Source organism: Arthrobacter sp. WCS2018Hpa-7 (genome assembly GCF_031843805.1).
In the GTDB taxonomy this organism is placed as follows: domain Bacteria; phylum Actinomycetota; class Actinomycetes; order Actinomycetales; family Micrococcaceae; genus Arthrobacter.
In genome coordinates, this window is sequence record NZ_JAVTJB010000001.1 from 51,275 (window position 1) to 77,333 (window position 26,059).

Genomic DNA, 26,059 nt, shown 5'->3' on the forward strand with positions numbered 1-26,059 from the left:
CTAACGAGGACATTGTGTACGAAGGTGCAGTTCAAGAGCTGATTGACGAGCTCGGCCGGCTTCCCGGTGTGGGTCCCAAATCGGCGCAGCGCCTGGCGTTCCACATTCTTGAGGCCGATCCTGAGGATATGAAGCGCCTGGTTACCGCGATCACCACGGTCAAGGAACGCGTGAAGTTCTGCTCCGTCTGCTTCAACGTGACCGAGCAGGAAAAGTGCAACATCTGCCGCGACCAGCGCCGTGACCCGTCGGTTATCTGCGTCGTTGAGGAGTCCAAAGACGTCCTGGCCGTCGAGCGCACCCGGTCTTTCCGCGGCCGCTATCACGTGCTGGGCGGGGCCATTAATCCCATTGCGGGTATCGGTCCGGAGCAGTTGCGGATCCGGGAGCTCCTCACCCGCCTCAATGACGGCGCCATCCAGGAAATCATCATCGCCACCGACCCCAACCTTGAGGGTGAAGCCACTGCAACGTATTTGGCCCGCATGCTCAAATCGATCGGCATCACCGTGACCCGGTTGGCGTCCGGCCTGCCGGTGGGTGGAGACCTGGAGTACGCCGACGAAGTGACCCTCGGCAGGGCCTTCGAGGGCAGGCGCAACGCACTGCTGTAGTCTCGCAATCACCAACAACAACCGTGATGGGGGTCCCGTGCGGGAGCTTGTGTACTACGTTGCCGTCAGCCTGGATGGGTACATTGCCGGCCCCGGGGGCGAGCTCGACGCATTTCCGGTGGAAGGCGACCATATGGCCGCCCAAAATGAGCGCTTCCCGGAGGCGATCCCCACGGTTATCGCCGATGCCATGGGCATCGAACGCACCGGGTCGATGTTCGACACCGTGGTGATGGGATGGAACACTTACGCGGTGGGTCTGCCTGCCGGCATGACCAGCCCTTACCAGCATCTTCAGCAAGTGGTCTTTTCCCGGAAGCGGACCGAGGAAGACATCCCGGGCGAGCACCCAAATCTGCAGCTCACCCATGAGGACCCGGTGGACGTGGTGCGCCGCTTGAAATCCGGGCCAGGAAAATCGATCTGGCTGTGTGGAGGTGGCCAACTGGCTACGCAGCTTTCCGGTGAGATCGACAGGCTGGTTCTGAAACGAAGCCCACTCCTGTTCGGCGATGGCATACCGCTCTTCGCGCGAGGCGCCTACCAGCCAAGCGCCTTCGAAGAGGTCTCGACGACGGCCTTCGGCTCCGGCGTCGTGATTTCCGAGTACGTGCGCCGACGGGCCTAGTCAGAGCCCGCCGCCAGTCGCCGCGCCCTCAACCACCGGCCGGGTACCAGCACCAAGGCAGCCACTAGGGCCTGCAGCGCGAGGCCGGTCACGGAGACAGGAACCGACGGTGCCAGTCCGTCGCTGGATTCGCCACCAAGGCACGGCACTTCCCGTGAGGGCCCATCGGCGGCCCACTGCAGGCCGGCCAACAACCAGCCAAGTTCATTGTCCGTAGGCACCACGTCGGCGCCCACGCTCCCCAAAAGCAGGGCCGGGTTGGCTGCCGCAATCCAGGCAACCCGTTCTGTGTGGACCACTTCAACCGGGCGGAGATTGCCCACGCACTCGTAGGCAATGATCCTGCCGGAATCGTCGCGTTCCACATTCACCGGGATAGTCGCCTGGTCCATCACCGTGGTCCCGGGAACCAGAAGGATGGTGGCCACCACGTTTCCGATGCAAAGGAAAGCCACCACCACAGCGGTCAATGCCGCCCCCGGCGCCGCTGCCGCAAAGCATGCCCGCGCACCCGCACCGATCAGTCCGAACAGGGCCACTTCCAGGACAATAACGACGACGGCGGCACCGGCCAACGCTATCGGCCCGCCGACGCTGGCGCCAACCACGAGCAAAACACCACCCGCGAGCGCTCCTAAAGCAACACCTCGAATACCTCCGGCCAGCAACAGGACAAGGAGGCGCCCGTGGGAATGCCGGAAGCCCCACGCCGCTCCCAGCACGGCGGCAGCGAGCGCCAGGAATACCGCAGTGATCAGGTAGATGGCACTGGCAACCTTGGTATCGAACCATCCGTTGGCTTCTGCAAAGGCAACCACGGCCGCAGCCATGCCCCAGGCGGCGGCAATCCCCAGTGCGCAGGCAAGCCAGAACCACCACGTGGTGAAGGACGTCCGGGCACTCCGCCATGCCTCCGCTGCAGCAGCCCCAAAGTTTCCCGTGGTTCTGGGCGGGGACCCGGCTCCCGGCTTATGGCTGGCCAAGCCGGAGGGCTGATCGTCGATCACGCCGCCGATCACTTCGTATTCGGGCTCGTTACCCGCCGGACCCGATCCGCCCGTGTGATCAGGTCCGGCCATCGCCTGCCGAAGTCCTCATGAAGTGGATGGTACGCCGGGCACGCCACCACCGATACGCCGAGGCGCCGGGGGTTTCACGGGGAGATCCCAGCCGAGGGTGCCACCATGGGTGGATGGTCTCCCATCGCAGTGTTTCCGGCGTCTTTCGGCGTCCCCGTCCCGTCAAGCCCGCCCCCGGACAGGAATCGGTGTGGGATTACCCGCGGCCGCCCAAGGTGGAGCCTCGCTCCGAGCGGGTTGTGGTGCGGCTGGGAGGCCAGGTGATTGTTGATACCACTGACTCCGTCAGGGTCCTGGAGACCAGCCATCCTCCTGTTTACTACGTGCCGTTGGACGCCTTCCCGGACGGTGCGCTGGTTCCCGTTGGGGGCACAACTTTCTGCGAGTTCAAGGGCGAGGCCAGCTACTTCACGATCACCGCCGGCGGGACGGTGGTTGAACGTGCAGGATGGACCTACCCAAGCCCCACGCGGGGCTTCGAAGCGCTGGGCAGCAGAGTGGCGCTTTACCCGGAGCACATGGACTCATGCGAGGTAGACGGCGAGCGGGTGACGTTCCAGGAAGGCAACTTCTATGGAGGGTGGATCACACAGCAGATCGTCGGCCCGTTCAAGGGTGGTCCGGGCACTGCCGGGTGGTAGTCATCGCAGGTAGCCGCCATGTGGTCACAATTCCTGCAGGGACAGTGCGCGGCGATAAACTGGGGAAATAAGCTACGCTGGCGTGCTCAAATTTGAAATTGGCATGCCGCGTTCGAACCCTATTGATGCAGTGAGGGTGCGCGCATGACTATGCCCACTACCGAAGTGAAGATCGAAGAGCTCTCCAACGAGGCTGCCATTACCAAGCAGCTGATCGTTCAGAAGTTCGGCGGTTCCTCGGTTGCCGATGCCGATGGCATCAAGCGGGTCGCACAGCGCGTCGTGGATGCGCAGAAGGCCGGCAACGAGGTTGTGGTTGTTGTCTCCGCAATGGGTGACACCACCGATGAACTCCTGGACCTCGCGGGGCAGGTCACTGATTCCGCTCCCGCCCGCGAAATGGACATGCTGTTGTCCGCCGGCGAACGAATTTCCATGGCCTTGCTTGCCATGGCCATCAACAAGTTCGGTGCCTCCGCACAGTCCTTCACAGGCTCCCAGGCCGGCATGATTACCGACGGCATCCACGGCAAGGCGCGAATTATCGACGTCGACCCCCACCGCATCCGCACTGCGCTGGACAAGGGCCACATCGCGATCGTGGCCGGTTTCCAGGGCATGAGCCGCAGCACCAACGAGATCACCACGCTTGGCCGCGGCGGCTCCGACACCACCGCCGTCGCTTTGGCCGCAGCGCTGGAGGCCGATGTCTGCGAGATCTACACGGACGTGGACGGCATCTATACCGCCGACCCCCGCGTAGTGACGTCCGCCCAGAAGATCGACCGCATCTCCAGCGAGGAAATGCTGGAGTTGGCCGCTTCCGGCGCCAAAATCCTGCACTTGCGCTGCGTCGAGTACGCCCGCCGTTTCGGGGTGCCGCTGCACGTCCGTTCCTCATTCAGCCAGCACGAAGGCACGTGGGTCATCCCGGGCGCCGACGAAAAGTTCAACATTCAAGAGGGAGTTGCCTTGGAGCAGCCAATCATCTCCGGCGTTGCACACGACCGGTCCGAAGCCAAGGTCACCGTAGTAGGCGTCCCGGATATCCCCGGCAAGGCTGCTGCGATTTTCCAGGTGATCGCTGATGCGCACTCGAACATCGACATGATTGTCCAGAACGTCTCAACCCACGGCACCGGCCGCACGGACATCTCGTTCACGCTGCCCATCGTTGAAGGCGCCGACGCCCTGGCCGCCCTGCGTGCTGCCGAAGGCCAGATCGGCTTCGAGAGCATTGAATACAACGAGCACGTCGGCAAGCTCTCCCTGATCGGCGCGGGCATGCGTTCTCACCCGGGCGTTTCAGCCACGTTCTTCAAGGCCCTCTCCGACGCCGGGATCAACATTGACATGATCTCCACTTCGGAAATCCGCATCTCTGTGGTCACCAGCGCGGACGCCCTGGATGACGCCGTCCGCGCCATCCACAATGCGTTCGAGCTCGACGGCGACGCTGAGGCTACCGTCTACGGCGGCACCGGCCGCTAGCAGCACCCTGGGCACACCCCCAAGTAAAACGCCCCCAAGTAAGTAACAGTTAAGGCCGTTCTGAGAACTCAGAACGGCCTTAACTGCTACTTACTTGGGTGGGGCGGTGCCAGCAAAACGTCAATGAGCTGCCGGAGTCCGTCGGCCATGTCCACGTCCTTGTCATACAGCCATTGCAGCTGGAGCCCGTCGAAGGCGGCCACGGTCAGCCGTGCCAGCATGACGGCGTCGACGTCGGTACGTACCTCGCCGGAAGACTGGCGCCGTTCGATGTCCACGGCGATGTCCCGCACCACCGTTTCGTACCGCTCTTTGAAGTAGCCGTGTGAGGCATGCTCAGGATCATTGGCGGTAGCTGAGGCGACCGCGTAGAGAGTGGTCAGTCCGGGCTCGCCCACGTTCCGCTCGGCGATGGGCGGCATCAGGTTGAGGCCCGCTTCGACCTCGCCACCAACGGCCAACGAGCGGCGATCCCGTTCGGCGAGAACTGCAGTCAACAGTTCCTGCTTGCCCTTGAAGTAGTGGAACAGCGTGGCTTCCTTAACGCCCACCAACTCGGCAACGCGCTTGAGCGCAGTGCCCTCAAATCCTTCGGTAGCGAAGACATCGGTTGCCGTCTGGATGATCTGTTCGCGGCGTTCGGCCCCCTTGGCGTACTGGCCCCGGGCCCTCGTCGTAGACATCCGTTCAGTCTATTTCACGGTTCAAATATCCAGGGTCACTCGACTTTTTCAACCAAAACCTAGTCACACTAGATTTTTAGGGCTAGAGTCATTGCAGCGGCCCAACGGTGGGCCACCCGTTCATCAGGAGGCAATGTGGCCCTCAGTATCGATCAGCAGATGGCAGGCGCAGCAACCGCCGCCCCGGGTACCGGAAGCACCCCGCCTCAATCCGCTTCCCGCGCCTACGTCATCGGCATGCCCATCGCGAGCGCCGGTCTCTGGATGGCCGTTCTTGCACCAGCACTGGTGGTCCTCGCCATCAAGGTTTCGGAGATCACCACCCCCGATACGCGCGCCGGAGCACTCAGCCTTGTTGCTGGAGTCGGGGCAGCCGTCGCGTTGCTCGCCAACCCATTCTTCGGACGCCTCAGTGACCGCACTACGTCCCGGTTCGGCATGCGCAAACCCTGGATCGTGGGCGGCTCCCTGATAGGCCTGGCAGCACTCTTCCTGCTTGGTTCGGCCACGGAAGTCGGCGCAGTCCTCGTGGCCTGGGTTGTAGCACAACTGGGCTTCAACGCTGCCCTGGCCGCCCTGGTCGCAACCCTTCCCGACCAAGCGGGCCCAGCAGAGCGCGGACGCCTCTCCGGCCTCATCGGCATGACGTTGCCCATTGGCCTCGTGGCAGCGGCCTTCTTCGCACAAATGTTTGAGACCGCCCTGCAGATGGCCGTAGTCCCCGGGATCGTCGGCACGGCAATAGCCATTGCCTTCGCCTTCACCTTTAAGGACCGCGTCCTCACCGAAAAACCGGCACCGCTGAATCTCAAGGAAATCCTCGGTTCCTTCTACTTCAACCCCAAGGATCACCCCGGCCTGGGATGGGCTTGGGTCACCAAGTTCCTGGTCTATGTGGGCTACTGCGCTGGCCTGCTCTACCTGCCGTACTTCTTTACGGACCACCTCCACGTCGCCGAAACCCAAGTCACCAGCCTGGTGTTCCAAGCAACCCTGGTGAGCTCTGCGGGAACCGTCATCACCAGCCTCGCCGGTGGCTGGATCAGCGACCGTCTGGGCAAACGCAAGAGCATGGTCATCATCTCTGCCCTCATCATGATGGGCGGCTTGGTGGTCATCGCCACCAGCACCGACACCGGCCAGGTCTTGCTGGGCCAAGGAATCCTGGGCTTGGGTCTCGGTGTCTTCAGCGCCGTGGACGTCGCGCTCATCACGGACCTGTTGCCCAAAGACCAGTCGGAGAACGCCAAAACGTTCGGCGTGTTCAACATCGCCCAGGCCCTCCCCCAATCCCTGGTGCCTGCCATTGCCTTCCCTGTCATCGCACTGGGCGGCTACCCCGCATTGTTCCTCGGTGGTGCTGTTGTCGGCATCATCGGTGCCCTTCTCGTCACACGCATCAAAGGAGTCAAGTAAATGAATCCCACACTTTCGGCCGCCGTCACAGCACCATCAGCAGGAGCCCAGGATGCGGAAACCAGGATCCAGGAACTCGCCCGGAGCCTCACGCTTGAGCAGCAGGTGCAACTGCTGACGGGCGCAGATGTGTGGTCTACCCACGCCATCCCGGAGATCGGGCTGTCCCGCGTGGTCATGTCCGACGGACCGGCAGGCGTCCGGGGTGAAGACTTCGATGAGCGTCACGACTCCGTCTCCTTGCCGTCGTCGTCCGCTTTGTCCGCGACGTGGAGCGTCGAAACCGCGCGCCGCTACGGGCAGGTCCTGGGCCAGGAGGCCCGCCGTAAAGGCGTCCACGCCGTCCTGGGCCCCACCATCAACCTGCACCGCTCCCCGTTGGGCGGCCGCCACTTCGAATGCATGAGCGAGGACCCACGGCTCACCGCCACCATGGCCGCCGGCTACGTGGCCGGCGTCCAGTCCATGGGAGTCGGCGCCACGCCCAAGCACTACCTCGCCAACGAGGCCGAGACCGACCGTTTCACCGCCGACTCCGTGGTGGAAGAACGACCTTTGCGGGAGCTCTACCTGGCAGCCTTCGAGGACGCCATCACCGAAGCCCGCGCCTGGCTGGTCATGAGCTCGTACAACTCCATCAACGGCACCACCGCCAGCGAGAACCCGCTCCTTGAAACGCCGCTGTCCACCGAGTGGGGCTTCGACGGCGTCGTCGTCTCCGACTGGACCGGCGTCCGCTCCGTCGAAGCCGCCAACGCCCACCAGGACCTGGAAATGCCCGGCCCGGTAGGCCACTGGGGTCCCAAGCTCCTCGCCGCCGTCAACGATGGCCGCGTCAGCCGGGAGGCGATCCTGGAAAAGGTCACCCGGATCCTGCGCCTCGCAGCCCGTGTTGGCTCCCTGGAAGGCTTCGAACCTGCAGTCACCCAGCTCCCGGCGTCACTGGACGGGGCCGCCGTCGCGCGTGAAGTCGCCGTCCGCGGCGCCGTGCTGGTCCGCAACAAGGGCCTTCTTCCGCTGGATGCCAAGGCACTCAGCAGCGTCGCGGTGATCGGCCACAACGCCGACGAAGCCCGCACCCAAGGCGGCGGCAGCGCCACCGTGATGCCCAAGTACACCGTCTCACCGCTCGAGGGCCTGCAGAAAGCACTGCCCGACGACGTCACCGTCACCTACGCCCGCGGCGCCAAGGTGGCCGAAGGCATCCAGGCCTTCCCCCGCACCTCCCTCCGCAACCCGGTCTCCGACGTCCCCGGAATCCGCGTGACCTTCCTCGCCGAAGACGGCACGGAAATCTCCGGAGAAGACCGCCTGGCCTCGCACCTGATCTGGTTCGGCGTGGGAATTCCCGACGGCGCCGCCTCCATCCGCATGGAAGCGGACTGGACAGCCGAAACAGCAGGCGTCCACTACCTGGGCGTTGGGACCGTGGGGCAGATCCGCTTTGTCCTGGACGGAACGGAAGTCTTCAACGACGAGATCAAGGACGACACCGACGTCCTGGGCGCCGCCCTCTTCGATCCCCCCAAGACCGTCCATGCTGTGGAAACCACCGCAGGCCAGACCGTCCGGATCGAGGCCGAGTACCAACTGCCCAAGGAACAGGTCATCCCGTTCACGGCCATCCTGCTGGGCGAGGAGACTGTGGTTACGGACCCGCAAGCCGAGATCGATGCCGCTGTGGAAGCTGCCCGGACTTCCGACGTCGCTGTGGTTGTGGTGGGCACCAACGCCGCCATTGAGTCCGAAGGCTTCGACCGCAAGGACCTGGACCTCCCCGGATACCAGAACCAGTTGGTGGAGGCCGTCGCAGCCGCAAACCCGCGCACAGTAGTGGTGGTGAACTCCGGCTCGCCGGTGCTCATGCCTTGGTTGGACACGGTGGATGCGGTCCTGCTGGGCTGGTTCGGCGGCCAGGAATTCGGCAGCGCCATCGCAGACATCCTGCTGGGCATCGAAGAGCCTGGCGGACGCTTGCCCACCACATGGCCCGCCGCGCTGGAAGACGTCCCGGTGTTGAACACCACGCCCGTTGACGGCAAGGTGGTCTACACCGAAGGAATCCACATCGGCTACCGCGCCTGGCTCAAGCAGGAAGCCGCCGGCGGCGCAGCTCCTGCCCTGCCGTTCGGCTACGGACTGGGCTACACCACCTTCGAACTCGGCACAGCCCACGCCCCGCAGGCAGTGCAGGCCGGGAAGGATGTTGTGGTGCACGTTCCGGTCAAGAACACCGGCACACGCACCGGCCGGGATGTGGTCCAGGTGTATCTGGACCGCGCCGATTCCGCCGTCGAACGTCCCGTCCGTTGGCTGGCCGGCTACGCCGGAACGCACCTCGCCGCGAACGGAACCGAGAGTGTGGAAATAAGCATCCCCGCCAAGGCGTTTGCACATTACGACGGCGGCTGGCAGTTTGAGCAGGGCACGTTCCGCCTGTTGGTTGGTCGCCACTCGGCCGACCAATTCCAAACATTGGACATCGAACTCCGGTAACACATGGGCAAAATCACGCTGGGTGGCGGGTTTTTTTGCCCGTCACCCACGTGGTTTTCGCCACAAGCGGTAGAACTGGGGTATGGTATGGAATTTTCGTGGCATGCTGTACGTTGCATACCCGGTAACCCCCTAACACGAAGAGGCATTAAAAAGTGGCAGCCGATTACGACGAACTCCGTACCGATGTAAAAGAGAACCAGGAGCAGTCCCTCCAGGCTCTTCAATCCGCCAGCGCTCCCACGGCCAAGAGTGTCGTGCTTGAACTGGACGAAACCGATGGCCTCGACGCCAACGGCCCCGGCGGCGAAATCGTCGCCGAAGAACTGGTGATCCAGGTTATTCCGCAGGCAAATGACGAGTTCACTTGTCACTCCTGCTTCCTGGTTCGCCACCGCTCGCAGATCGCACGCGAAAAAGATGGCGTCGCCTACTGCACCGACTGCGAAGGCTAAGACAGCCCACCACCCCGGCGGAATGAACATCGTCAGGGAGTGCCGCCGTCGGGATTAAATTGCGGAAGGACCGGAGCACAAGCTCCGGTCCTTCCGCAGTTAACAGCTCCTTGGCAGCACGCGCTCCTATGGCGCCGCTCCCGGGCGGCCCACGGTCTTCTTGCGGCGATGATTGACCATTCTGAGCTGGAGGATCCTCGCACCGCCGGCCAGGGCCACCAGCACGCCTCCGCCCACAGCCGCGATGAACAGCGTGGTGCCCAGCGCGAGGGTTCCCTGCAGCCCGAAGAACCGGACCGTGATCATGTCCTGGTTCTGGACGAAGAACACGATCAGCATCACCAGGACCACCAAGCCAACGGCGACTGCCACCCACAAGGCGGCCGTGCGGGTTGGCCTGGACGCACTGGCCACCGGAGGTGGGACGGCACGTTCCTGACGGGGAGCCCCACTGGGAACCCCTGCAACATCATCCTGGAAACTCATCGACGACCCCCTCTTGTCACGGCACCACCCTGCTCTTTACATACTAAGCATGCTGATGAGTTAGGCGATAGTCAGTGACGCACCGAATAGTCAGTTGAGGTAGGGCCAGGATCGTTGTTACGGACAGCGTAGTGATGGCCTTCGGAATCGGTCTCGACGTCGAAGTTTTTCAGGTCCGCCTCGGAAGCCGTCTCAAAATCGTCATGCCTGTGCAGCACCGGGGTGTCAGTGTCACCGTGGGTTGCCGGTCCAAAAACGGACTGCAGTCGCTCGGTCACATGCTGGAAACCCTCCAATTTGCGTCCCATATTCTTCCACCTCCTTTCTTACGGGAGAGAAAGAGCGGCAGGGTCAGTGCGTGCCGTTCAGTGAGGCAATTTTACGCCCAAAATCCAACGCCGAGATGGCATTTGATGACAATGTTTGTCGAAAACATGGGGGCCAAGTGCCAACTCGGCGGGGAGCAGAAGGGGGTTACCTCAGCGACTTGTCGTCCGGGTTGCGGGGCACCACGTAGGTGCTGCCATCGGGGCGGCGGAGTGTTTCCCACTGCTGGGTCTCGGCCTGGCGCTGGGCCAGCAGCTTCCGGTTGGCTTCAGTCATTTCATGGTCGAGGGAACTGCTGTGCGCGGGGCCGAAGACAACCCTGAACTTCCCTGTGGCGCGCATGAACTTCCGGGTGAGGGATTCCTTGGCCACGCGGATCGACTCCTTTTTAGACGGTTCAATGAGTCCATAGTACGCTAATCATTAGTACACTAACTAATTGATCGGCGTGAGCGGATGCAAGCACAGGAGGCAGCCATGACGGCCACAGACCAGAGCACCCAGGAAGTCGACGACCTCCTTTTGGAGCGCCAACTGTGCTTTGCCCTCACCGTTGCTTCCCGCAGCGTGGTGGGCGTTTACAAGCCCGTGCTGGAACGCCTCGGGCTCACGCACCCTCAGTACCTGGTGATGCTGGCCCTCTGGGAACGGAGCCCCAGGACATTGAAGGACATCAGCGACAGCCTCCTCCACGAGCCCGCTACGCTCTCCCCCTTGCTGAAGCGCCTGGAAGAAGCGAAGCTCATCACCCGCGAACGCGTGCCGGGCAACGAACGCGCCTTGGCCATCACCCTGACCGAAAAGGGCGCCGCCCTCCGCGAACATGCCACAGCCGTCCCCGGTGAAATCCGCGAGCGCCTCCAGCTCAGCCGGGAAGAGGTAGCCGAGCTGCACCAGGCCATGACGGGCCTGATCGCAGCAACCCAGCGGAACAACTCCCACTAAGCAACCGCCAATCCAGGCAGACCACCCGCGTGCCCCCTAGCCAAGCGCCCTGCCCTGGTGGTCTTCTTGAAGCGAACACAGAAACGGTCACCACAAGTGCCACGTAAAATGGACGCAACCTAGGAGATTCCATGCGCATGCGATTTGTTCGGCCCCTGTTGGCAGTCCTGGCCGTCGCCGGCCTCGCCGCATGCTCAGGCACCCCAACCACAGGTTCCACAGGCAGCGCTAGCCAGACCCCGTCGTCGTCGTCTTCCAGCAGCAGCGCAAGCAGCAGCCCCAGCAGCAGCGCAACTCCCAGCGCGTCAGCAGCCACCGGCGCCGGCAGCGCCGAACTCTCCATCACGCTGGTGGAATCCCCCGACGCCGCGCCCCAGACCTTCACGCTCGTCTGCGCGGACGGCGTCCCGGCCGCTGAAAGCAACCACCCAACAGCCGCCGAAGCCTGCACCTCCATCAAGAACAGCCCGGCCATCCTGAGTCCTGCCCCCACAAAAACGGACCAAGCCTGCACCATGCAGTACGGCGGCCCGGCAACGGCCAAGGTGACCGGCGCGGTGGACGGCAAGGAAGTCTCTGCGGCCTTCAGCCGCACGGACGGCTGCCAGATCGCACTATGGGACGCCGCCAAGAGCATCCTCGGATCAGATGGCGGCCTCTAGGCTGCGGCACCTCCCCCAGGAGCAATGGCTCGGGCTGGAGGCAGCCCATCACGCCCGGGTAGCGCGCTACGCGGACCCGTACCTGGCCAGGCGTTCGGCCGGCCGGAAGCACCCTGTTGAAGATTTCCTGTTCACCTACTACACACAGAAGCCGGGCCAATTGCTGCGCTGGCATCCGGGCGACGGCACTGTCCTCAGCGGTCCACGTGCCCTTGAGCGCGCCACGTGGAAGTTCTACCGAACGCTCGACGACGGCGAACTCACCTCCCTCGGGTTGCCGGCGGGAACGCCGGCGGTCACCTTTGACCGCCGCGGCTTCCTGGCCGACCGCGCCGAAGCTGTCCGCTTCGCGGGCATCATCCTGGCGGGCACGGCGAAGCGCCCGGCCCAGTTCGGCTGCTTTGGCCTGCACGAGTGGGCCATGGTGTACCGGCAGGAGAAGTTCGAACTGCGGCACGAATACCTGAAGCTGCGGCTCGGTGGCGAAGGCACGGACACCGTGGTGGAAGGGAACCGTATCCGCTGCTCGCATTTCGACGCGTTCCGGTTCTACACTCCGGACGCCATTCCCCTGAACGAGCTCGAACCCACCCGTGAAAACCAGCGGTCCATGGAGCAGCCGGGCTGCCTGCACGCCAACATGGACCTCTATAAGTGGGCGTACAAGCTGACCCCGGCGCTGCCAAGCGAGCTGGTGATGGACTGCTTCGAGCTCTCGTGGAGGATCCGCGCCATGGATATGAAGGCTTCCCCTTACGATCTCGAAGAATGGGGCTACCCACCCATCAGGATCGAGACACCGCAGGGCAAGGCCGAGTACGTTGAATACCAGCGGGCTTTCGCGGCCGAATCCCAGGAGCTGCGGACCCGCGTGCTCCAGGCAGTAGATCCGCTCCTCCATGAGCTGAGCGGATTGGCCGCCTGAGCACCCGCCGCCACCAGCGAAAGGTCACTATGGTTTCCCCCACGAGCGAGTCACCCAACAGCGAGTACGACGTCGACCTCACAGTCACGCTGACAGAGGCACCTGGCGCTGAGAGCCACGAATTCCACCTGCGGTCCGTCGCCGGCCTCCTCTCACCGGACCCCGGCTCACTGGACTCGAACTTGCCGGACGCACCAGCGGCGCTGGCCGCCGTCGAGCAATTTGGCGAGGAGATCTTCTTCCCGGAACCCCGGCCGGACCGGATCTGCACGCAGCAATACGGTGGTCCACAGGTAGCCGTAGTCACGGGCTGGTTCCGTGGCCGCAAGGTCAACAGCCAGTTCAGCCGGACCGACGGCTGCGAGATCGCACGTTGGAAGACCCTGGCATCGTTGCTGGGGAACACCGGGGGCTCATCCGGAAACGTCTAGGCGAAACAGCAGTGGCCGGCGGGAATCCCCGCCGGCCACTGCCGTTATTGGATCAGACGGACACTAGCCGGCGTTGTTGCTCTGGGTCGGTTCGTCAGCGCGGATCTTGCCGCGGTTCTTCTTGTCTTTCTTGTCCTTCTTCGGGTCTTCCTCATCCGGAACCACTACGGTTCCGCCCGGGTTGACCAGGACGGTGACGAAGCTCGGCTCGCTGGTGCCTGCGAAGGTCAGGCGCCCGATGTAGGAGCCAGGTGCCAGGTTCTTCCAGTTCAGCGAAATCTGGCCCGTCTTGCCGTTGGCGAGGCGGATCGGGTTCGGCGTCACGGTGGCGTTGCCCTGGTTGGCACCCAATACGGCGGCATCAACGGTGGCCTTGGTGGCCTGGTTGTTGGGGCTCGCGTAGAGGTTGGCGAAGACGTAGTAGTCGCCGGGTGCCGGGTTGGGCACGGACAGGGTTTCGCTGGCGGACGCCGTGGCGGCCGGCAACTGCTGACCGGACGGGGTGAGCACCAGCATGTCGAAGTCCGCGGCCTCGTTGGAGGAGATGACTGAGAACTTGGCCAGCGCACTGCCTTGGCCAACGGTCACTTTCTTCACGAAGTTGGAGGCATTGGTCTCGCCCGCGAACGGGCCGGGAACCAGCTCAACTGCCGAAGAATCAGCCTTGGACAGTCCATCAATGGTGACGCCCACCGGGAGGTTGGTGCCGGAGGTGATGTTGATGGCGGCGGAGCCGTTGGGGCCCGTTCCCGTGAAAGCCAGGGCCTTGTCCGCGATGACGGACTGCGGCCGGACGGCGATCGGCGAGGTGACGGTCTTGTTGGCACCCTGCCAGCTCAGCGAACCCATGGCGAACTTGCCCAGCTCAGCGTTCTTGTTTTCGAACTGGACCTTGAAGGTCTTCTTCTCACCCGGAGCCCCGAAGGTCAGCACGGACGGCGTGACCTTGACGTTGACACCCGGAACGTTGACCGATGCCCGGTAGGTTCCCGGAGTCAAAGCGGTCAGCGTGCGGGTGACCTCGATCTTACCTGCGAGGTTACCGAGGGCGAAGGAAGGAACGTTCATGTCACGAGGTGCCGTGGTGCCAAGCCCTTCCATGCCCAGGTCCATGCCTGTGCCCTGGATGAACTTGAGGTAATCCTCGGTGGTGGCGTCGTACACGAGGCCGGGAGAAAGGACCTTTGCGGGGTCCACCTGACCGGCACCCGTGGCGAGGACGTCCTTGTTGACGGCGCCGTTGGCCAGCTTGACCGGTCCGGCGGTGGTCATCATGGCTGACTTCACGGTGGCCGGGGACCACTGCGGGTTCTTGCCCAGGATCAGTGCGCCGAAACCGGCAACGTGCGGTGATGCCATGGACGTTCCGGAGAGGAAGCCGAAGTTGTCTCCGCCGGTTCCGATCGGCGAAACACCAGCAAGGACCGCGACGCCGGGAGCGGACACGTCAGGCTTCAGCAGGTCCGAGTCGGTGGCGAGCAGCGGACCTCGGGAAGAGAAGCCGGCAATCTGCGGCTGCGCTTCGGCAGGCAAACCAGTGGTGTCGCGGTTCAGCAGGGAGACGGTGATGGCCGGGTTGGCTGTGACCTTGTCCTTGATGGTCTGCGTTGCCGGCGGGTTCACGTGGACCGTGGGGATGACGTGCTTGTCCGTGTCCAGCGACGAATCCGTCAGGTTCACCAGGATCATGCCGACGCCACCGCCGCGCAGGACTTCAGCGCTCTTGGCAGTGCGGTCAACAACGCCGCGGTCGCAGACTACAACCTTGCCGGTTACCTTGGCCGGGTCAAGCGAGCCCGGGGCGCAGAGTGCCGCGTTGCCTTCACCGCTTGCAGCGTTGGTGGAAAGCACGACGCCGGCCCCGCTCACCTCACGGTTCATGATGGAAGCTCCGCGAAACTTGCTGCCATCGGAGAACTCAACGGTGCCCTGGAGTTCCTGTGAGAACGAGGTCGCGGCAACCGTGGTCAGCCAGGGCGCTCCGTGGTTCACGGTGCTGGCCGTCGGTCCGGAGTTGCCGGCCGAGGTGGCCACGAAGATCCCCGCCGAAGCTGCCGACAGGAACGCCAGCGAAACAGGATCCGTGGTGGTGGTGGTGGAACCGGAGATGGAGTAGTTCAGGACGTCCACGCCGTCCAGGATTGCTTGCTCGATCGCGTCCACGGAAGCGGAGCCGTAGCAACCACCCGTGGCGGGATCGGTGTCTTCCCAGCAGACCTTGTAGACGGAGAGTTTGGCGGCGGGTGCGATCCCGCTGGTGGTTCCGAAGCTGCGGCCGTCCACAACGGCGTCCACGTTGGCGTTACCCGCCGCGGTGCTGGCCGTGTGGGTTCCGTGGCTGTCCACGTCAACGGGAGAAATGACTTCTTCGGGAGCGCGGTTTTCCGGGGCAACGGTCTCGAGGAAGGCGTCTGCGAAGTAGTGGGTGCTGAGGACCTTGGAGTTGCAGGCGCTGCCGTCGTAGTCCGCGCCGGTGTCGGTTCCGGGCTGGCATTCACCGATGAAGGTATCGCCGTCGGCCTTGAGCATGGCGATCTTGCCATCTGCCGTTCGGTAGGGAACGCCGACCTGCGGGTTGCCCACCAGTGGGCCGACGGGCTCGCCGGCGAAGAACGGGTTGGAGGGGGTGTAGCCGGTATCGATCACGCCAACAACGGTGCCCTTGCCGGCGTTGTCCTGGCCACCGTACTGGGTGGCCCACGTGCCATTGGGGCCGCTGAGCTTCAGGAAGTCGGTGGTGGAGTAATCCGGGGCGTACTGGGTGTCCGGCGCCACCATAAGGACCTTGGGATCCTTGGCCAGGTTGATGGCTTGGTCTGCCGTCAGGTTGGCACTGAAGCCGTTGACGGCGGTGGTGAAGTCACGCTCGATGGTGATGTTTTCCTGGGTGGCAATGTCCTGCTGCTGCGTCTGCAGGTGCTGCTGGTATTCCTTCACCTCGGCGCTGTCGGCGTCGAGCTTCTTGCCCTCTTCCGGTTTGGTGGCCGCGAGGCCCGCCGTGCCGCCGTCGTAGGTTGCTGCAGGTTTCTCCGCCAGGACAACCATGTAACGGCCGTCCTTGTAGGCGCTGGGGTCAAGGTTCTTCTTGGCCACGCCTGCAACGTTCCCGGGCGTCTCCGGCGTGGGAGCGGCCTGGGCCGGCATCGCCATCGAAGAGAGAAGCAACGGCAAGCCCACGGCCAGCGCCGCGGCCTTTCGAAGTCCCCCGCTTCTGACGAAGCTCTTTCCTTGTGATTTCACGAGTGGTTGCACCTTTCACTGAGGGAGGACCGGGCTCCATCGCCCGGACCTGTCAACTTTTAGTTGGTTGAACCTTTGACAGTTCTTGTCAAAGCCGCGCAACCAGCCGAGTCACAGAGTACCTAGTGAGAGCGGAATATGACATAGAGCACATTTCGGGAATTTTGTCTTGTCACGCCGGAGGTGATTCGTCACGGAACGACCAACAACGGACCACAGGAATACCCTGCGGTCCGTTGCCGATTTTCGAACGGTACAAGTCAGCCCTTCGGCGTCACCTGCAGCCGGTCAAAGGAGACCTGAACGCCGTCCCCGTCCAAGACCACTACGTCATCCCGCCCGTTCTTGACGTCCGAGGGAAGGACGAATTCCACGGTGTTCTCCGTGGTCGGGAAGACCCAGCCAAGGCGGTAGCCAGTCTTGTTCAGGTACACGTAGTACCAGTCCCCATATTCGAGGCCCTTCAGCACCACTTTCTGACCCGCACGGTACTTGTCCGCCGTGCCCAAATCAGTCGGCGGCGTGCCCAACTCCTGGACAGTCAGCGCGGGCTCAGTCACCGGCTGAGCAGGCTTGGTGTCACGGACTTTCAGGTCCACCTGGCCACCGCTGACCGTGAGGGTCTTGGTGGTTTACCCAGCGGCACTGACCTCCCACGTACTCGTAGGCACGAAGAACCCCTGCTCAGCTTCTTCTGCAGTCACCGTGTGGCGCGGGGTGGCGCACTGGTAGCTTTGCCCGGCCGGCAGCACGCTGTAGCGGCAGTTGCCCGGACCTTCCGGAAGGAAGGGGCTGAAGTTGCCGGCCGTCGGGACTACCTTCTCCACCAGCGGGCTCGTGTTCTTCACCGTGAACGTATATGGGACCAGGTCACCTGCAGCGTACGGCTGGGTTGCAAGATCACGCCCGACGTCGGCACGCGCCCCGCTGATGTCGGCCGTCAGCAGTCCGTCGCGCAAGGCGACCGCAGCGCCGGTGAACGGGACGGTCTTGGTGAGCGACGGCGTCGAACTTGCCGTGATGCTGAAGCTTGCCTCCGGCACGAAGTAGCCGCGTTCAACGTCTGCGGCGGTGATGACGTGCTTGGCGGTGGTGCAGTTGTAATTCGCACCAGCGGCAAGGTTGTTGAACCGGCAGTTAGGGGCCGACGGCGGCAGGAAGCCGGAGTCGAACGTCCCGGAAACCGGCACAGCGTTGGCTGTGACGTTGGCGGTGCTCTTGACGCTCAAGGAGTAAGCCAGGACCTCGCCCACTTGATAGGGGTTGGCAGCGACGTCACGGGTCGGCGCCGTTCCGGTGATAGTGAGACCAACCTGCGGGGCCACCGGAACTGTGGCAGTGAAGGTGAACTGCGAAACCCGGCCGTTCGTCGTCGTGAACGCGGCATTGAGATTCTGCGGACCGCTGGCATGTGCGGGTGCCGTCAGCGCAACGTTGACGGTGACCGAGGCGCCGGGAGCGACGTCGGGAACCGGCACCGTGGTGGCGGACCAACCGGTGGGGGTATGGATGGTGGCGGTGGCACCGGACAGCGTGGTGCTCTCCTGGTTGGTGACGGTCACGGGCACCTGCTGGGTGGCTCCGGGCGCAGTGGTGACGGCCGGGACGGACAACGGTGCGCAGACGTAGTTCAGCCAGGCGTCGTCGAACTTCGCGAACGGCATGTTGTCCGTGTAGTTGCCCTCGTAGAGCACTCCGAACTTGCCGTCCTCCAGGCGGGAGACCGTGGAGTAGGCGGAGAAGCCTGAACGGATGGTGCGGACGCCGGGCCACGTGGCGCCGTCGTCGCAGGAGATCCGGGCAGAGACGTTTTCGCGGCCCGTCTTGGAGTTGGCGTTGGTGAAAATGAGCTTCCTGGCGTCAGCAGAACCCTGGGCTGCGCTGGGGAACATACGTGCGATAGCACCGTTATTTGCAGGGTCCGGCAGTTCTGTGTCCTGCGTAACCGGTCCGTAGGTTGCGCCGCCGTCCGTGGAAACTGCCACCTTGCGGTAACCCTGGTTGGCGTTGTCCCGGGAGTTCAGGAGCACACGGCCATCGGAAAGCTCCACCGTCTTGTTTTCGTCCATCCGGTCGCCGACGTTGGCGCCCTTATGCCATGTGACGCCGTGGTCATCGGAGTAGACGCTGTAGGCCTGGATCTTGTTGGTGCCGTCCGCCTGACGGATGTCCCCTGCGTACTGCTGGATCAGGCGGCCCTTGTACTGGCCGTACTTCAGCTGGATGCCCTCGCCGGAGGACGCGAAGTTGGACCGGACATCGCCTGCTGCCGGGCTGGTCTTGCTGGTTCCGGGCTTGGTCACACTGGTGATGAGCCGCGGCTGGCTCCAGGTGACCCCACCATCGGACGACTCGATGACGGCCGAGGAAATGACGGTCCGGTCGGCGTCGCTGTTGCCGAACTGGCTGCCACCGAACCCCTGGTCCTTGGAGTAGACGAAGAAGGCGAACACCTTGCCCGCCTCAGAGTCGTAAATGTAGGAGGGATCGCTGTAGCCGTACTTCGGCCCACTGGCATCCCCCACGTGGCCCGCGGCGATGACTGTCACCGGCCCCCACGTCTGGCCGCCGTCGGTGCTGCGGCGCTGCACGATCGAGTTCGGGTTGGGAGCATCCGCGGCTGAACCCGGGCGCCCGTCCCACGCCGCGAGCACCACGTTGTTGCCGAGGTACGTCAAGGCGGGGATCCGATAGAAGAAGTTTGCAGCTGTTCGATCCGCGCCAATGTTGGCTTCCGTGAAAATGCCGGGCGCTGCCGCGGGGTTTGCGGGTGGGATGGGCGCTGCAGTGGCCGGAAGACCCAGCCCGGCCAGAAGGCCAAGGCTCAGGGTGCCGGCGGCAGCGATGCGGGCGAGAGGTGATGCTGAGGATCTCAAATCCGATGTCCTTTCGAAACTGCTTCGAGGGGAGGATGCAGAACAACGTGGAGAAGCTTGTGTTACGTGCCACGTCGAACGTCCTACAACCATAGGGTGTTGGCCGTCACATTGCTAGGGATGAAGCGTGGGGAGGTTGCCTCCGCTCCAAAGCGGTAGCCTCGAAAGCGAATCGACTACCCGCATTGACCCTTGGAGCCGCAGTGAAAATCCTTGTCCCCGACACCATCGACCTGGACGCCTCCCTCCTCTCTGACACAGAGGACAATGTGGTGGTTTACGCAGTGGACAAGCCCATTCCCAGCGAACACCGCGATGCGGAGGTGCTGGTGGTGTGGCGCAACACCTCGGAGAACCTGACCGACGCGGCCCGCTCGATGCCCACCCTCAAGCTGGTTCAGACGCTCGCAGCAGGACCTGATTCAGTCCTCGCGGCCGGCTTCGCGGACACCGTGGCCATCACCTCCGGCCGCTCACTTCATGACCGCCCAGTGGCTGAGCACGCGTTGGCGCTGGTCCTGGCTGCCATCCGCCGGCTTGATGTCCTGCTCGAATCCCAGAAGGACGCCTCGTGGAACGCGCCCTATAACGCGGCTCAGTCCAACCCGAAGACCGAACAGCTCTACACGCTCGACGGCGCCAACGTCACCATTTGGGGCTTTGGTTCGATCGCCGGACGTTTGGCTCCCCTGTTGGCAGCCCTGGGCGCAAAGGTCACAGGAGTGGCCAACTCGAAGGGTGAACGCTACGGCTTCCCGGTGGTGTCAACGGAGGAGCTCCCGGACGTCCTGCGCACCACCGACGTCCTGATTTCCATCCTGCCGGCCACGCCGGAAACCACAGACTCCCTCAACGACGCGATCCTGCGGGCCCTTCCGGAGACCGCAGTTTTTGTGAACGTGGGCCGTGGCGCGACGGTCGACGAGGATGCCCTGCTTGCGGCCTTGCAGGAGGGCCGCCTGCGAGTGGCAGCGCTCGATGTCACCAAGGAGGAGCCACTGCCGTCGGACTCGAGGCTGTGGGATGCGCCGAACCTGATCATCACACCGCACGTTGCCGGCAACCGGCCCAAGGGCTCGGCACAACTGGTCACCGCAAATATCACGGCACTCAAGGAGGGCCGGACGCTGACCAACCAGGTGGCCGGCTGACACCTCCCCACTTTCTTGCGTGATTTCCTTGCGCGCAAATAGTAAGCATGCTTAGGGTGAGGTTTCCGGGGTGGCCAGCAGTGGGTTTCCATCCCGCGGACGCAGCTGGAACAACGTGAGGAATCGCAATGTATCTGCACACCCAACTTCTCATCAACGAAATTGCCGTAGACGAACCCGACCCCGCTGCAGCCAACGCCCTCCAGGAAGGACTGGGGGGTCAGTTCGGTGAAATGCGGACCATGATGCAGTACCTCTTCCAGAGCATGAACTTCCGTGGCGACCCCGCCTCCAAGCCCTACAAGGACCTCCTGCAAGGAATCGGCACCGAAGAGATCAGCCACGTGGAGCTCATTGGAACCACGATCTCCCAGCTCCTCGACGGTTCCCCGCGATACCAAGGCAAGAAGTCCGATCCTGTGGACCAGCCCGGCGCTGGAGGAGCTACACCGCTGAAGATCGCCCTGGACACCAGCAACATCCATCACTACCTGGTGGGTGCCCAGGGCGCCTTGCCGGTAGATGCGGCGGGCAATCCGTGGAGCGGATCCTACGTTTACAACAGTGGAAACCTCGTGCTGGACTTGCTTTACAACCTGATGCTCGAATCCACGGGCAGGCTGCAGAAGTGCCGCATCTACGAGATGACGGACAACAAGACCGCGCGTTCCACCATCGCGTACCTGATTGTCCGCGACCAGGCGCATGAGAACGCCTATGCCAAGGCACTGGAGAGCCTGGGAGTGAACTGGGGCAAGGTCCTGCCGATCCCCAAAACCAATGCGGAGCAATTCCCTGAAGTGAAGAAGCTGCTGGACACCGGCCTCCAGAGCATCCAGTACACCTTCAGTGCCGACAATCTGAGCGAGGCCGGCAAGCTTTACCGCGGGGCTTCTCCCTCCAACGACGGGACCGAGCTCAGCACCGACGTCATGCCCGACGGATTCCCCATCACCATCTCCCCCGAACGCAAGGAAGAGTTCGCGCCGGGGCTGGATCCGGAACTGCTGGCGCTGATCCAGGCCACGGCCGAGCAGGAACTCAAGGACGCCGACAGCCCCAAGGAAGCCGCATCAAAGGATGCCACCAAGCCGAAAGCGACCAAAAAGAAGTAGCACCCACAAAAAGGGTCCCCACCTCAACCGAGGCGGGGACCCTTTTTGTCCGTCGGGAAGTATCAGGAGTGCTCGTAGGTCAGGCAATCGGCGGCTTCGCGGCCCGGACCGACCTTGACGTCGTGTGCCTCGCACATGAGGTTGTTGTTGTGGACGCACTCCGAACGCTGGCAGGCGCCTACGTGGGCGAGGACCTTGGGAAGGCCACCCATGGCATTGGTGTCGATGAACGTCGCGCAGGAAGCGTGATCCGCGGTTCCACCAATGGTGATTCCAAAGGCAGTGCAGCCATCGTGGTTGAATCCGCAGCTGCCAACGCTACAGGCGGATACTTCGGCAATGTGTTCGGTCATTGTTCCTCCTGGTGTGGATCCTGAATAGTACTGGGGTTGAACCCCGCGTGTACTTTCCAAACTACGCCGGAATCACACCTTTTAACCCGATTGAATAGCGCATTTGTATGTGCCCTAATCCGCGCCATTCCGCCGAAAAAAGACCCTTTTAAGCATAGGCTTCACTTACTGGGAGTGCGTAAGGCATCACTGATTTTGGCGCGGGTTTCAGCATCCAGCGGAGCGGTCACACGGTGCTCGCGCGCCGCCCGGTCCGCCAGGATTTTCTGGATGACCATGCGTCCCAAACCAGCAAAAACTGCAGCGGCCACAACACCCAGCACCATCGATTTCGGTTTCTCAGCCATGCCGCAATCCTAGTGACGCCGGACACCCCCTGCCAGTGCCGGCGCCAGCCCCGCCAGCAAGCACAACCAGCCCCCGCCGTCGAGCCTTCAGTTGGCTCTTTTTTCCCCGCCGCGGCGAGGTGTCCTCGCGCAATCGCGCTGAATAGGGTATGTGCGCCCGTCCCGGTAGAATAGGTGTGCAAGCTCGCGGAGCGCCCCCCATGCCGTTCAAACATTGCAGTTCACCACCGTGTTTAACCCTGTGTTCTAGACGCTGTTTGAATGCGGCTGAACGGCGTGAGACGGCACCTCCGCGGCAGCCTTATTTAAGGTTCACCCAACTCACCGCACAGGAGTTACCGGATGCCCCGGATCGTCGTTGACGTCATGCCCAAGCCCGAGATTCTGGACCCCCAGGGGAAGGCCATCGTGGGTGCATTGCCCCGCCTCGGCTTCAACAGCTTCAGCGCAGTCCGCCAAGGCAAGCGTTTTGAACTGACCGTCGACGGCGAGGTGACCGACGCTATCCTGGCCCAGGCCCGCGAAGCTGCCGAGACCCTCTTGTCCAACCCGGTGATCGAGGATGTTGTCAACGTCGAGGTCGTCGAGGCCTGATATGACGTCGATCCCCCTGATTGGCGAGGCTGTAGCCGTCGCCGCAGAACCCCGGTTGGCAGGCGCCAAGATCGGCGTCGTCACCTTCCCCGGCACCCTTGACGACCGCGACGCCGCCCGTGCAGTGCGGCTTGCAGGCGCCACGGCGGTGCCGCTATGGCATGCCGACAGCGAACTCGGCGATGTTGACGCGGTCATCATCCCCGGCGGCTTCTCCTACGGTGACTACCTCCGTGCCGGCGCCATTTCCCGGTTCGCTCCGTTGATGTCGAAGATCATTAAGGCTGCAACAGGTGCTGCATCCTCTAATCCTTTGCCGGTTCTGGGTATTTGCAATGGTTTCCAGATCCTGACCGAGTCGCACCTGCTGCCCGGGTCCATGATCAAGAACGACCACCTGAAGTTCATCTGCCGCGACCAGACGCTGCGCGTGGAGAACGCCAACACCGCCTGGACCGTGGATTACACCGACGGCCAGGAAATCATTGTGCCGTTGAAGAACCAGGACGGCCAGTACATCGCCGACGAGAAGACCCTCGATGCCCTTGAGGCTGAAGGCCGCGTGGTGTTCCGCTACGTGGGCTTCAACCCGAACGGCTCCCGCCGCGACATCGCCGGCATCTCCAACGCAGCCGGCAACGTAGTGGGCCTCATGCCGCACCCCGAGCACGCAGTGGAGACGGGCTTTGGTCCTGAATCACTGGATGGCGCTCCCCGCGACACCGACGGCCTGGGCTTCTTCACCTCCGTACTGACCAAGATTGTGGGAGGCGACAAGTGACCACGGAAACCACCAAGAAGTTCAACATCGATACCGTTGAGCACGCTGCCAAGACCCCGGACACGGAACTCCCGTGGGCCGAGCTGGGCCTGAAGCAGAACGAATTCGACGAGATCGTCAAGGTCCTCGACCGCCGGCCCACCGGCGCCGAGCTGGCCATGTACTCCGTCATGTGGAGTGAGCACTGCTCCTACAAGTCCTCCAAGAACCACCTCCGCCAGTTCGGCGAGAAGGTCACCGAGGAAATGAAGAAGGACATGCTGGTGGGCATCGGCGAGAACGCCGGCGTCACCAACCTTGGCGACGGCTGGGCCGTGACGTTCAAGATCGAGTCCCACAACTCGCCGTCGTTCGTTGAGCCTTACCAGGGTGCCGCTACCGGCATCGGCGGCATCGTCCGCGACATCATTTCCATGGGCGCACGCCCGGTTGCCGTGATGGACCCGTTGCGCTTCGGTGCGATCGACCACCCGGACACCGCCCGCGTCATGCACGGTGCCGTTGCCGGCATCGGCGGCTACGGCAACTGCCTTGGCCTGCCGAACATCGGCGGCGAAATGGTCTTCGACTCCGTCTACCAGGGCAACCCGCTGGTGAACGCACTGGCTGTGGGCGTCATGCGCCACGAGGATATTCGCCTCGCCAACGCCTCCGGCAAGGGCAACAAGGTTGTCCTGTTCGGTGCCCGCACCGGCGGCGACGGCATCGGCGGCGCCTCCGTGCTGGCCTCGGAGTCCTTCGACGACACCAAGCCGTCCAAGCGTCCGGCCGTCCAGGTGGGCGACCCCTTCGCTGAGAAGGTCCTGATCGAGTGCTGCCTGGAGCTCTTCAAGGGCTCGCTGGTTGAAGGCATCCAGGACCTCGGCGCTGCAGGTATTTCCTGCGCCACGTCTGAGCTCGCCTCCAACGGTGACGGCGGCATGGAGGTCGAACTGACCTCGGTCCTGCTGCGTGATCCCACGCTGACCCCGGGCGAGATCCTCATGTCCGAGTCGCAGGAGCGCATGATGGCCGTGGTCACCCCGGAGAACATCGCCGCTTTCGAAGCTGTGATGGACAAGTGGGCCGTGGAGTACTCCTGGTTGGGTGAGGTCACCGACACCGGTCGCCTCATCATCACCTGGGAAGGCGAAGTAATCGTCGACGTCGATCCCCGTACGGTTGCGCACGACGGACCGGTCTACGACCGCCCGTTCGCCCGCCCGGAGTGGCAGGATTCGGTGCAGGCCAACACCTTCACCGGTTCCGTTGAGGATGCCGGCCGTCCGGCAGCTCCGTCCGAGCTCGCCGCAGCAGTCACCGAACTCGTGGCATCGCCCAACATGTGCAGCAAGGCCTGGATCACCAACCAGTACGACCGCTACGTTGGCGGCAACACGGCCATGGCTTTCCCGGATGACTCCGGTGTGGTCCGCGTTGACGAGGAAACCGGCCTGGGCGTTGCCCTGGCCACCGATGCCAACGGCCGCTACACCTATCTGGAGCCGTACCAGGGTGCACAGCTTGCGTTGGCCGAGGCCTACCGCAACGTGGCCACGTCCGGCGCTGTTCCGATGGCCGTCAGCGACTGCCTGAACTTCGGTTCCCCTGAGGACCCGGATGTCATGTGGCAGCTCGCCGAAGCCATCCGTGGCCTGTCGGACGCCTGCATGGAGCTCGGCATCCCGGTTACGGGCGGCAACGTCTCCCTGTACAACCAGACCGGCACCACGCCGATCCACCCCTCCCCTGTGGTGGCAGTCCTGGGCAAGCTCGACGACGTTGCCCGCCGCACGCCGTCGGGCTGGCGCGAGGACGGCCAGGCCATCTACCTGCTGGGCACCACCGCAGCAGAGTTGGACGGCTCGGAATGGTCCAACCTCCGCGGACACCTCGGTGGCCTGCCCCCGAAGGTGGACCTCGCAGCAGAGCGCGCCTTGGGCGAGATCCTGATCAACGCTTCCCGCGACGGCATGGTTGACGCAGCACACGACCTCTCCGAGGGTGGCCTCGCGGCTGCCTTGGTTGAGTCCTCGCTGCGCTACGGTGTGGGCGCCCGGATCGCCCTTGAAGAACTCATGGAGCGCGACGGCGTGGACCTGTTCACGGCCCTCTTCTCCGAGTCCCAGGCCCGTGCGATCGTGTCCGTGCCGCGCTCCGAGGAAGTCCGCTTCAAGGACATGTGCACCGCCCGCGGCTTCGCCCACCTCCGGATCGGCGTTGTTGACGCTGCCGGCGGAAAGTTGGAGATCAACGGCGTGGACGAGCTGTCCCTGGACGCTCTCCGCGAAGCTCACGAAGCCACGCTGCCGAAGTACTTCGGCTAAGGACTGGCCAAGCAAAA

General features: G+C 63.5%; 26 protein-coding genes. 16 read left to right on the forward strand and 10 right to left on the reverse strand.

Annotation, left to right across the window (positions count from 1 at the left end):
• Positions 1-14: 14 nt before the first annotated feature.
• A complete protein-coding gene (recR, locus tag RQH14_RS00250) occupies positions 15-614 on the forward strand; it encodes a recombination mediator RecR (protein WP_089593619.1) in 600 nt (199 codons plus the stop codon).
• Positions 615-651: 37 nt separating this feature from the next.
• Positions 652-1,242 (forward strand): dihydrofolate reductase family protein, encoded by a 591-nt coding sequence (locus tag RQH14_RS00255; protein WP_311211347.1) that lies wholly within the window; start codon positions 652-654, stop codon positions 1,240-1,242.
• On the opposite strand, the gene RQH14_RS00260 is transcribed toward RQH14_RS00255, so the two are convergent.
• On the reverse strand, positions 1,239-2,321 hold the full coding sequence (locus RQH14_RS00260) for a hypothetical protein (RefSeq protein WP_311211348.1): 1,083 nt from the start codon (positions 2,319-2,321) through the stop codon (positions 1,239-1,241). The genes RQH14_RS00255 and RQH14_RS00260 overlap by 4 nt on opposite strands.
• A gap of 113 nt (positions 2,322-2,434) precedes the next feature.
• On the opposite strand from RQH14_RS00260, the gene RQH14_RS00265 reads away from it, so the two are divergent.
• Positions 2,435-2,962 (forward strand): DUF427 domain-containing protein, encoded by a 528-nt coding sequence (locus RQH14_RS00265; RefSeq protein ID WP_311211349.1) that lies wholly within the window; start codon positions 2,435-2,437, stop codon positions 2,960-2,962.
• 144 nt (positions 2,963-3,106) lie between these two features.
• On the forward strand, positions 3,107-4,453 hold the full coding sequence (locus tag RQH14_RS00270; RefSeq protein WP_011773413.1) for an aspartate kinase: 1,347 nt from the start codon (positions 3,107-3,109) through the stop codon (positions 4,451-4,453).
• A gap of 86 nt (positions 4,454-4,539) precedes the next feature.
• Here the strand turns inward: RQH14_RS00270 and RQH14_RS00275 are convergent, their stop codons facing one another.
• Positions 4,540-5,136 (reverse strand): TetR/AcrR family transcriptional regulator, encoded by a 597-nt coding sequence (locus RQH14_RS00275; RefSeq protein WP_311211350.1) that lies wholly within the window; start codon positions 5,134-5,136, stop codon positions 4,540-4,542.
• 135 nt (positions 5,137-5,271) lie between these two features.
• Here RQH14_RS00275 and RQH14_RS00280 point away from each other — a divergent pair, with 135 nt between their 5' ends.
• The 3 genes from RQH14_RS00280 (at position 5,272) to RQH14_RS00290 (ending at position 9,503) form a co-directional block, all read left to right on the forward strand.
• Entirely contained in the window at positions 5,272-6,552 is a 1,281-nt protein-coding gene (locus tag RQH14_RS00280; protein ID WP_311211351.1) for an MFS transporter, read from the forward strand.
• Positions 6,553-9,048: a glycoside hydrolase family 3 C-terminal domain-containing protein gene (locus tag RQH14_RS00285; protein ID WP_311211352.1), complete on the forward strand. Its 2,496-nt coding sequence runs from the start codon at positions 6,553-6,555 to the stop codon at positions 9,046-9,048.
• A 155-nt stretch (positions 9,049-9,203) separates the two neighbouring features.
• Entirely contained in the window at positions 9,204-9,503 is a 300-nt protein-coding gene (locus tag RQH14_RS00290; protein ID WP_011773410.1) for a DUF4193 domain-containing protein, read from the forward strand.
• 126 nt (positions 9,504-9,629) lie between these two features.
• On the opposite strand, the gene RQH14_RS00295 is transcribed toward RQH14_RS00290, so the two are convergent.
• The 3 genes from RQH14_RS00295 to RQH14_RS00305 form a co-directional block, all read right to left on the reverse strand.
• Entirely contained in the window at positions 9,630-9,989 is a 360-nt protein-coding gene (locus RQH14_RS00295; RefSeq protein WP_311211353.1) for a LapA family protein, read from the reverse strand.
• A gap of 71 nt (positions 9,990-10,060) precedes the next feature.
• Positions 10,061-10,297 (reverse strand): hypothetical protein, encoded by a 237-nt coding sequence (locus RQH14_RS00300; RefSeq protein ID WP_311211354.1) that lies wholly within the window; start codon positions 10,295-10,297, stop codon positions 10,061-10,063.
• Positions 10,298-10,463: 166 nt separating this feature from the next.
• A complete protein-coding gene (locus RQH14_RS00305; protein WP_026541816.1) occupies positions 10,464-10,688 on the reverse strand; it encodes a hypothetical protein in 225 nt (74 codons plus the stop codon).
• A gap of 105 nt (positions 10,689-10,793) precedes the next feature.
• On the opposite strand from RQH14_RS00305, the gene RQH14_RS00310 reads away from it, so the two are divergent.
• The 4 genes from RQH14_RS00310 (at position 10,794) to RQH14_RS00325 (ending at position 13,279) form a co-directional block, all read left to right on the forward strand.
• Complete coding sequence (locus RQH14_RS00310) at positions 10,794-11,261, forward strand: MarR family transcriptional regulator (RefSeq protein WP_311211355.1); 468 nt, start codon at positions 10,794-10,796, stop codon at positions 11,259-11,261.
• A gap of 131 nt (positions 11,262-11,392) precedes the next feature.
• Positions 11,393-11,923 (forward strand): SSI family serine proteinase inhibitor, encoded by a 531-nt coding sequence (locus tag RQH14_RS00315; protein ID WP_311211356.1) that lies wholly within the window; start codon positions 11,393-11,395, stop codon positions 11,921-11,923.
• Positions 11,910-12,848: a 3-methyladenine DNA glycosylase gene (locus tag RQH14_RS00320; RefSeq protein ID WP_311211357.1), complete on the forward strand. Its 939-nt coding sequence runs from the start codon at positions 11,910-11,912 to the stop codon at positions 12,846-12,848. Before RQH14_RS00315 ends, RQH14_RS00320 begins: the two co-directional genes overlap by 14 nt.
• Before the next feature lie 29 nt (positions 12,849-12,877).
• A complete protein-coding gene (locus tag RQH14_RS00325; RefSeq protein ID WP_311211358.1) occupies positions 12,878-13,279 on the forward strand; it encodes a serine protease inhibitor in 402 nt (133 codons plus the stop codon).
• Positions 13,280-13,342: 63 nt separating this feature from the next.
• Here RQH14_RS00325 and RQH14_RS00330 read toward each other — a convergent pair whose 3' ends face one another.
• The 3 genes from RQH14_RS00330 to RQH14_RS00335 all read right to left on the reverse strand — a co-directional run bounded on the left by RQH14_RS00330 (position 13,343) and on the right by RQH14_RS00335 (position 19,395).
• Positions 13,343-16,429 (reverse strand): S8 family serine peptidase, encoded by a 3,087-nt coding sequence (locus tag RQH14_RS00330; protein WP_311211776.1) that lies wholly within the window; start codon positions 16,427-16,429, stop codon positions 13,343-13,345.
• A gap of 350 nt (positions 16,430-16,779) precedes the next feature.
• On the reverse strand, positions 16,780-17,118 hold the full coding sequence (locus tag RQH14_RS23130; protein ID WP_396136670.1) for a hypothetical protein: 339 nt from the start codon (positions 17,116-17,118) through the stop codon (positions 16,780-16,782).
• 33 nt (positions 17,119-17,151) lie between these two features.
• Entirely contained in the window at positions 17,152-19,395 is a 2,244-nt protein-coding gene (locus RQH14_RS00335; RefSeq protein ID WP_396136259.1) for an exo-alpha-sialidase, read from the reverse strand.
• A gap of 203 nt (positions 19,396-19,598) precedes the next feature.
• On the opposite strand from RQH14_RS00335, the gene RQH14_RS00340 reads away from it, so the two are divergent.
• Positions 19,599-20,546 (forward strand): phosphoglycerate dehydrogenase, encoded by a 948-nt coding sequence (locus RQH14_RS00340; protein WP_311211359.1) that lies wholly within the window; start codon positions 19,599-19,601, stop codon positions 20,544-20,546.
• A 128-nt stretch (positions 20,547-20,674) separates the two neighbouring features.
• Positions 20,675-21,661 carry a manganese catalase family protein gene (locus RQH14_RS00345; RefSeq protein ID WP_311211360.1) on the forward strand — a complete coding sequence of 329 codons (987 nt, stop codon included), beginning with the start codon at positions 20,675-20,677 and terminating at the stop codon, positions 21,659-21,661.
• 62 nt (positions 21,662-21,723) lie between these two features.
• Here RQH14_RS00345 and RQH14_RS00350 read toward each other — a convergent pair whose 3' ends face one another.
• The gene (locus RQH14_RS00350) at positions 21,724-22,014 is read right to left on the reverse strand and encodes a DUF1540 domain-containing protein (protein ID WP_311211361.1); all 291 of its coding nucleotides are present in this window, start codon (positions 22,012-22,014) and stop codon (positions 21,724-21,726) included.
• A 161-nt stretch (positions 22,015-22,175) separates the two neighbouring features.
• Complete coding sequence (locus RQH14_RS00355) at positions 22,176-22,361, reverse strand: hypothetical protein (protein WP_311211362.1); 186 nt, start codon at positions 22,359-22,361, stop codon at positions 22,176-22,178.
• A gap of 342 nt (positions 22,362-22,703) precedes the next feature.
• Between RQH14_RS00355 and purS the strand changes: the two genes are divergently transcribed.
• Genes purS through purL form a run of 3 tightly spaced genes read left to right on the forward strand, consistent with a single transcriptional unit; the run spans position 22,704 to position 26,042 of the window.
• Positions 22,704-22,955, forward strand: a complete 252-nt coding sequence (gene purS, locus RQH14_RS00360) for a phosphoribosylformylglycinamidine synthase subunit PurS (RefSeq protein ID WP_011773385.1) — start codon at positions 22,704-22,706, stop codon at positions 22,953-22,955.
• Between the two features lies 1 nt (position 22,956).
• Positions 22,957-23,736: a phosphoribosylformylglycinamidine synthase subunit PurQ gene (gene purQ, locus RQH14_RS00365; protein WP_311211363.1), complete on the forward strand. Its 780-nt coding sequence runs from the start codon at positions 22,957-22,959 to the stop codon at positions 23,734-23,736.
• Positions 23,733-26,042, forward strand: a complete 2,310-nt coding sequence (gene purL / locus RQH14_RS00370; RefSeq protein ID WP_311211364.1) for a phosphoribosylformylglycinamidine synthase subunit PurL — start codon at positions 23,733-23,735, stop codon at positions 26,040-26,042. Before purQ ends, purL begins: the two co-directional genes overlap by 4 nt.
• Positions 26,043-26,059 lie beyond the last annotated feature (17 nt).

Bases quoted from the DNA above. Each gene is read 5' to 3' on its own strand.
- RQH14_RS00320 (WP_311211357.1), top strand. From the start codon at position 11,910: ATGGCGGCCTCTAGGCTGCGGCACCTCCCCCAGGAGCAATGGCTCGGG.
- RQH14_RS00300 (WP_311211354.1), bottom strand. From the start codon at position 10,297: ATGGGACGCAAATTGGAGGGTTTCCAGCATGTGACCGAGCGACTGCAG.
- RQH14_RS00330 (WP_311211776.1), bottom strand. From the start codon at position 16,429: ATGGCGATGCCGGCCCAGGCCGCTCCCACGCCGGAGACGCCCGGGAAC.
- RQH14_RS00325 (WP_311211358.1), top strand. From the start codon at position 12,878: ATGGTTTCCCCCACGAGCGAGTCACCCAACAGCGAGTACGACGTCGAC.
- RQH14_RS00275 (WP_311211350.1), bottom strand. From the start codon at position 5,136: ATGTCTACGACGAGGGCCCGGGGCCAGTACGCCAAGGGGGCCGAACGC.
- RQH14_RS00355 (WP_311211362.1), bottom strand. From the start codon at position 22,361: ATGGCTGAGAAACCGAAATCGATGGTGCTGGGTGTTGTGGCCGCTGCA.
- RQH14_RS00315 (WP_311211356.1), top strand. From the start codon at position 11,393: ATGCGCATGCGATTTGTTCGGCCCCTGTTGGCAGTCCTGGCCGTCGCC.
- purQ (WP_311211363.1), top strand. From the start codon at position 22,957: ATGACGTCGATCCCCCTGATTGGCGAGGCTGTAGCCGTCGCCGCAGAA.
- RQH14_RS00310 (WP_311211355.1), top strand. From the start codon at position 10,794: ATGACGGCCACAGACCAGAGCACCCAGGAAGTCGACGACCTCCTTTTG.
- RQH14_RS00295 (WP_311211353.1), bottom strand. From the start codon at position 9,989: ATGAGTTTCCAGGATGATGTTGCAGGGGTTCCCAGTGGGGCTCCCCGT.
- RQH14_RS00345 (WP_311211360.1), top strand. From the start codon at position 20,675: ATGTATCTGCACACCCAACTTCTCATCAACGAAATTGCCGTAGACGAA.
- RQH14_RS00270 (WP_011773413.1), top strand. From the start codon at position 3,107: ATGACTATGCCCACTACCGAAGTGAAGATCGAAGAGCTCTCCAACGAG.
- RQH14_RS00265 (WP_311211349.1), top strand. From the start codon at position 2,435: ATGGTCTCCCATCGCAGTGTTTCCGGCGTCTTTCGGCGTCCCCGTCCC.
- RQH14_RS00350 (WP_311211361.1), bottom strand. From the start codon at position 22,014: ATGACCGAACACATTGCCGAAGTATCCGCCTGTAGCGTTGGCAGCTGC.
- RQH14_RS00260 (WP_311211348.1), bottom strand. From the start codon at position 2,321: ATGGCCGGACCTGATCACACGGGCGGATCGGGTCCGGCGGGTAACGAG.
- RQH14_RS00285 (WP_311211352.1), top strand. From the start codon at position 6,553: ATGAATCCCACACTTTCGGCCGCCGTCACAGCACCATCAGCAGGAGCC.
- purS (WP_011773385.1), top strand. From the start codon at position 22,704: ATGCCCCGGATCGTCGTTGACGTCATGCCCAAGCCCGAGATTCTGGAC.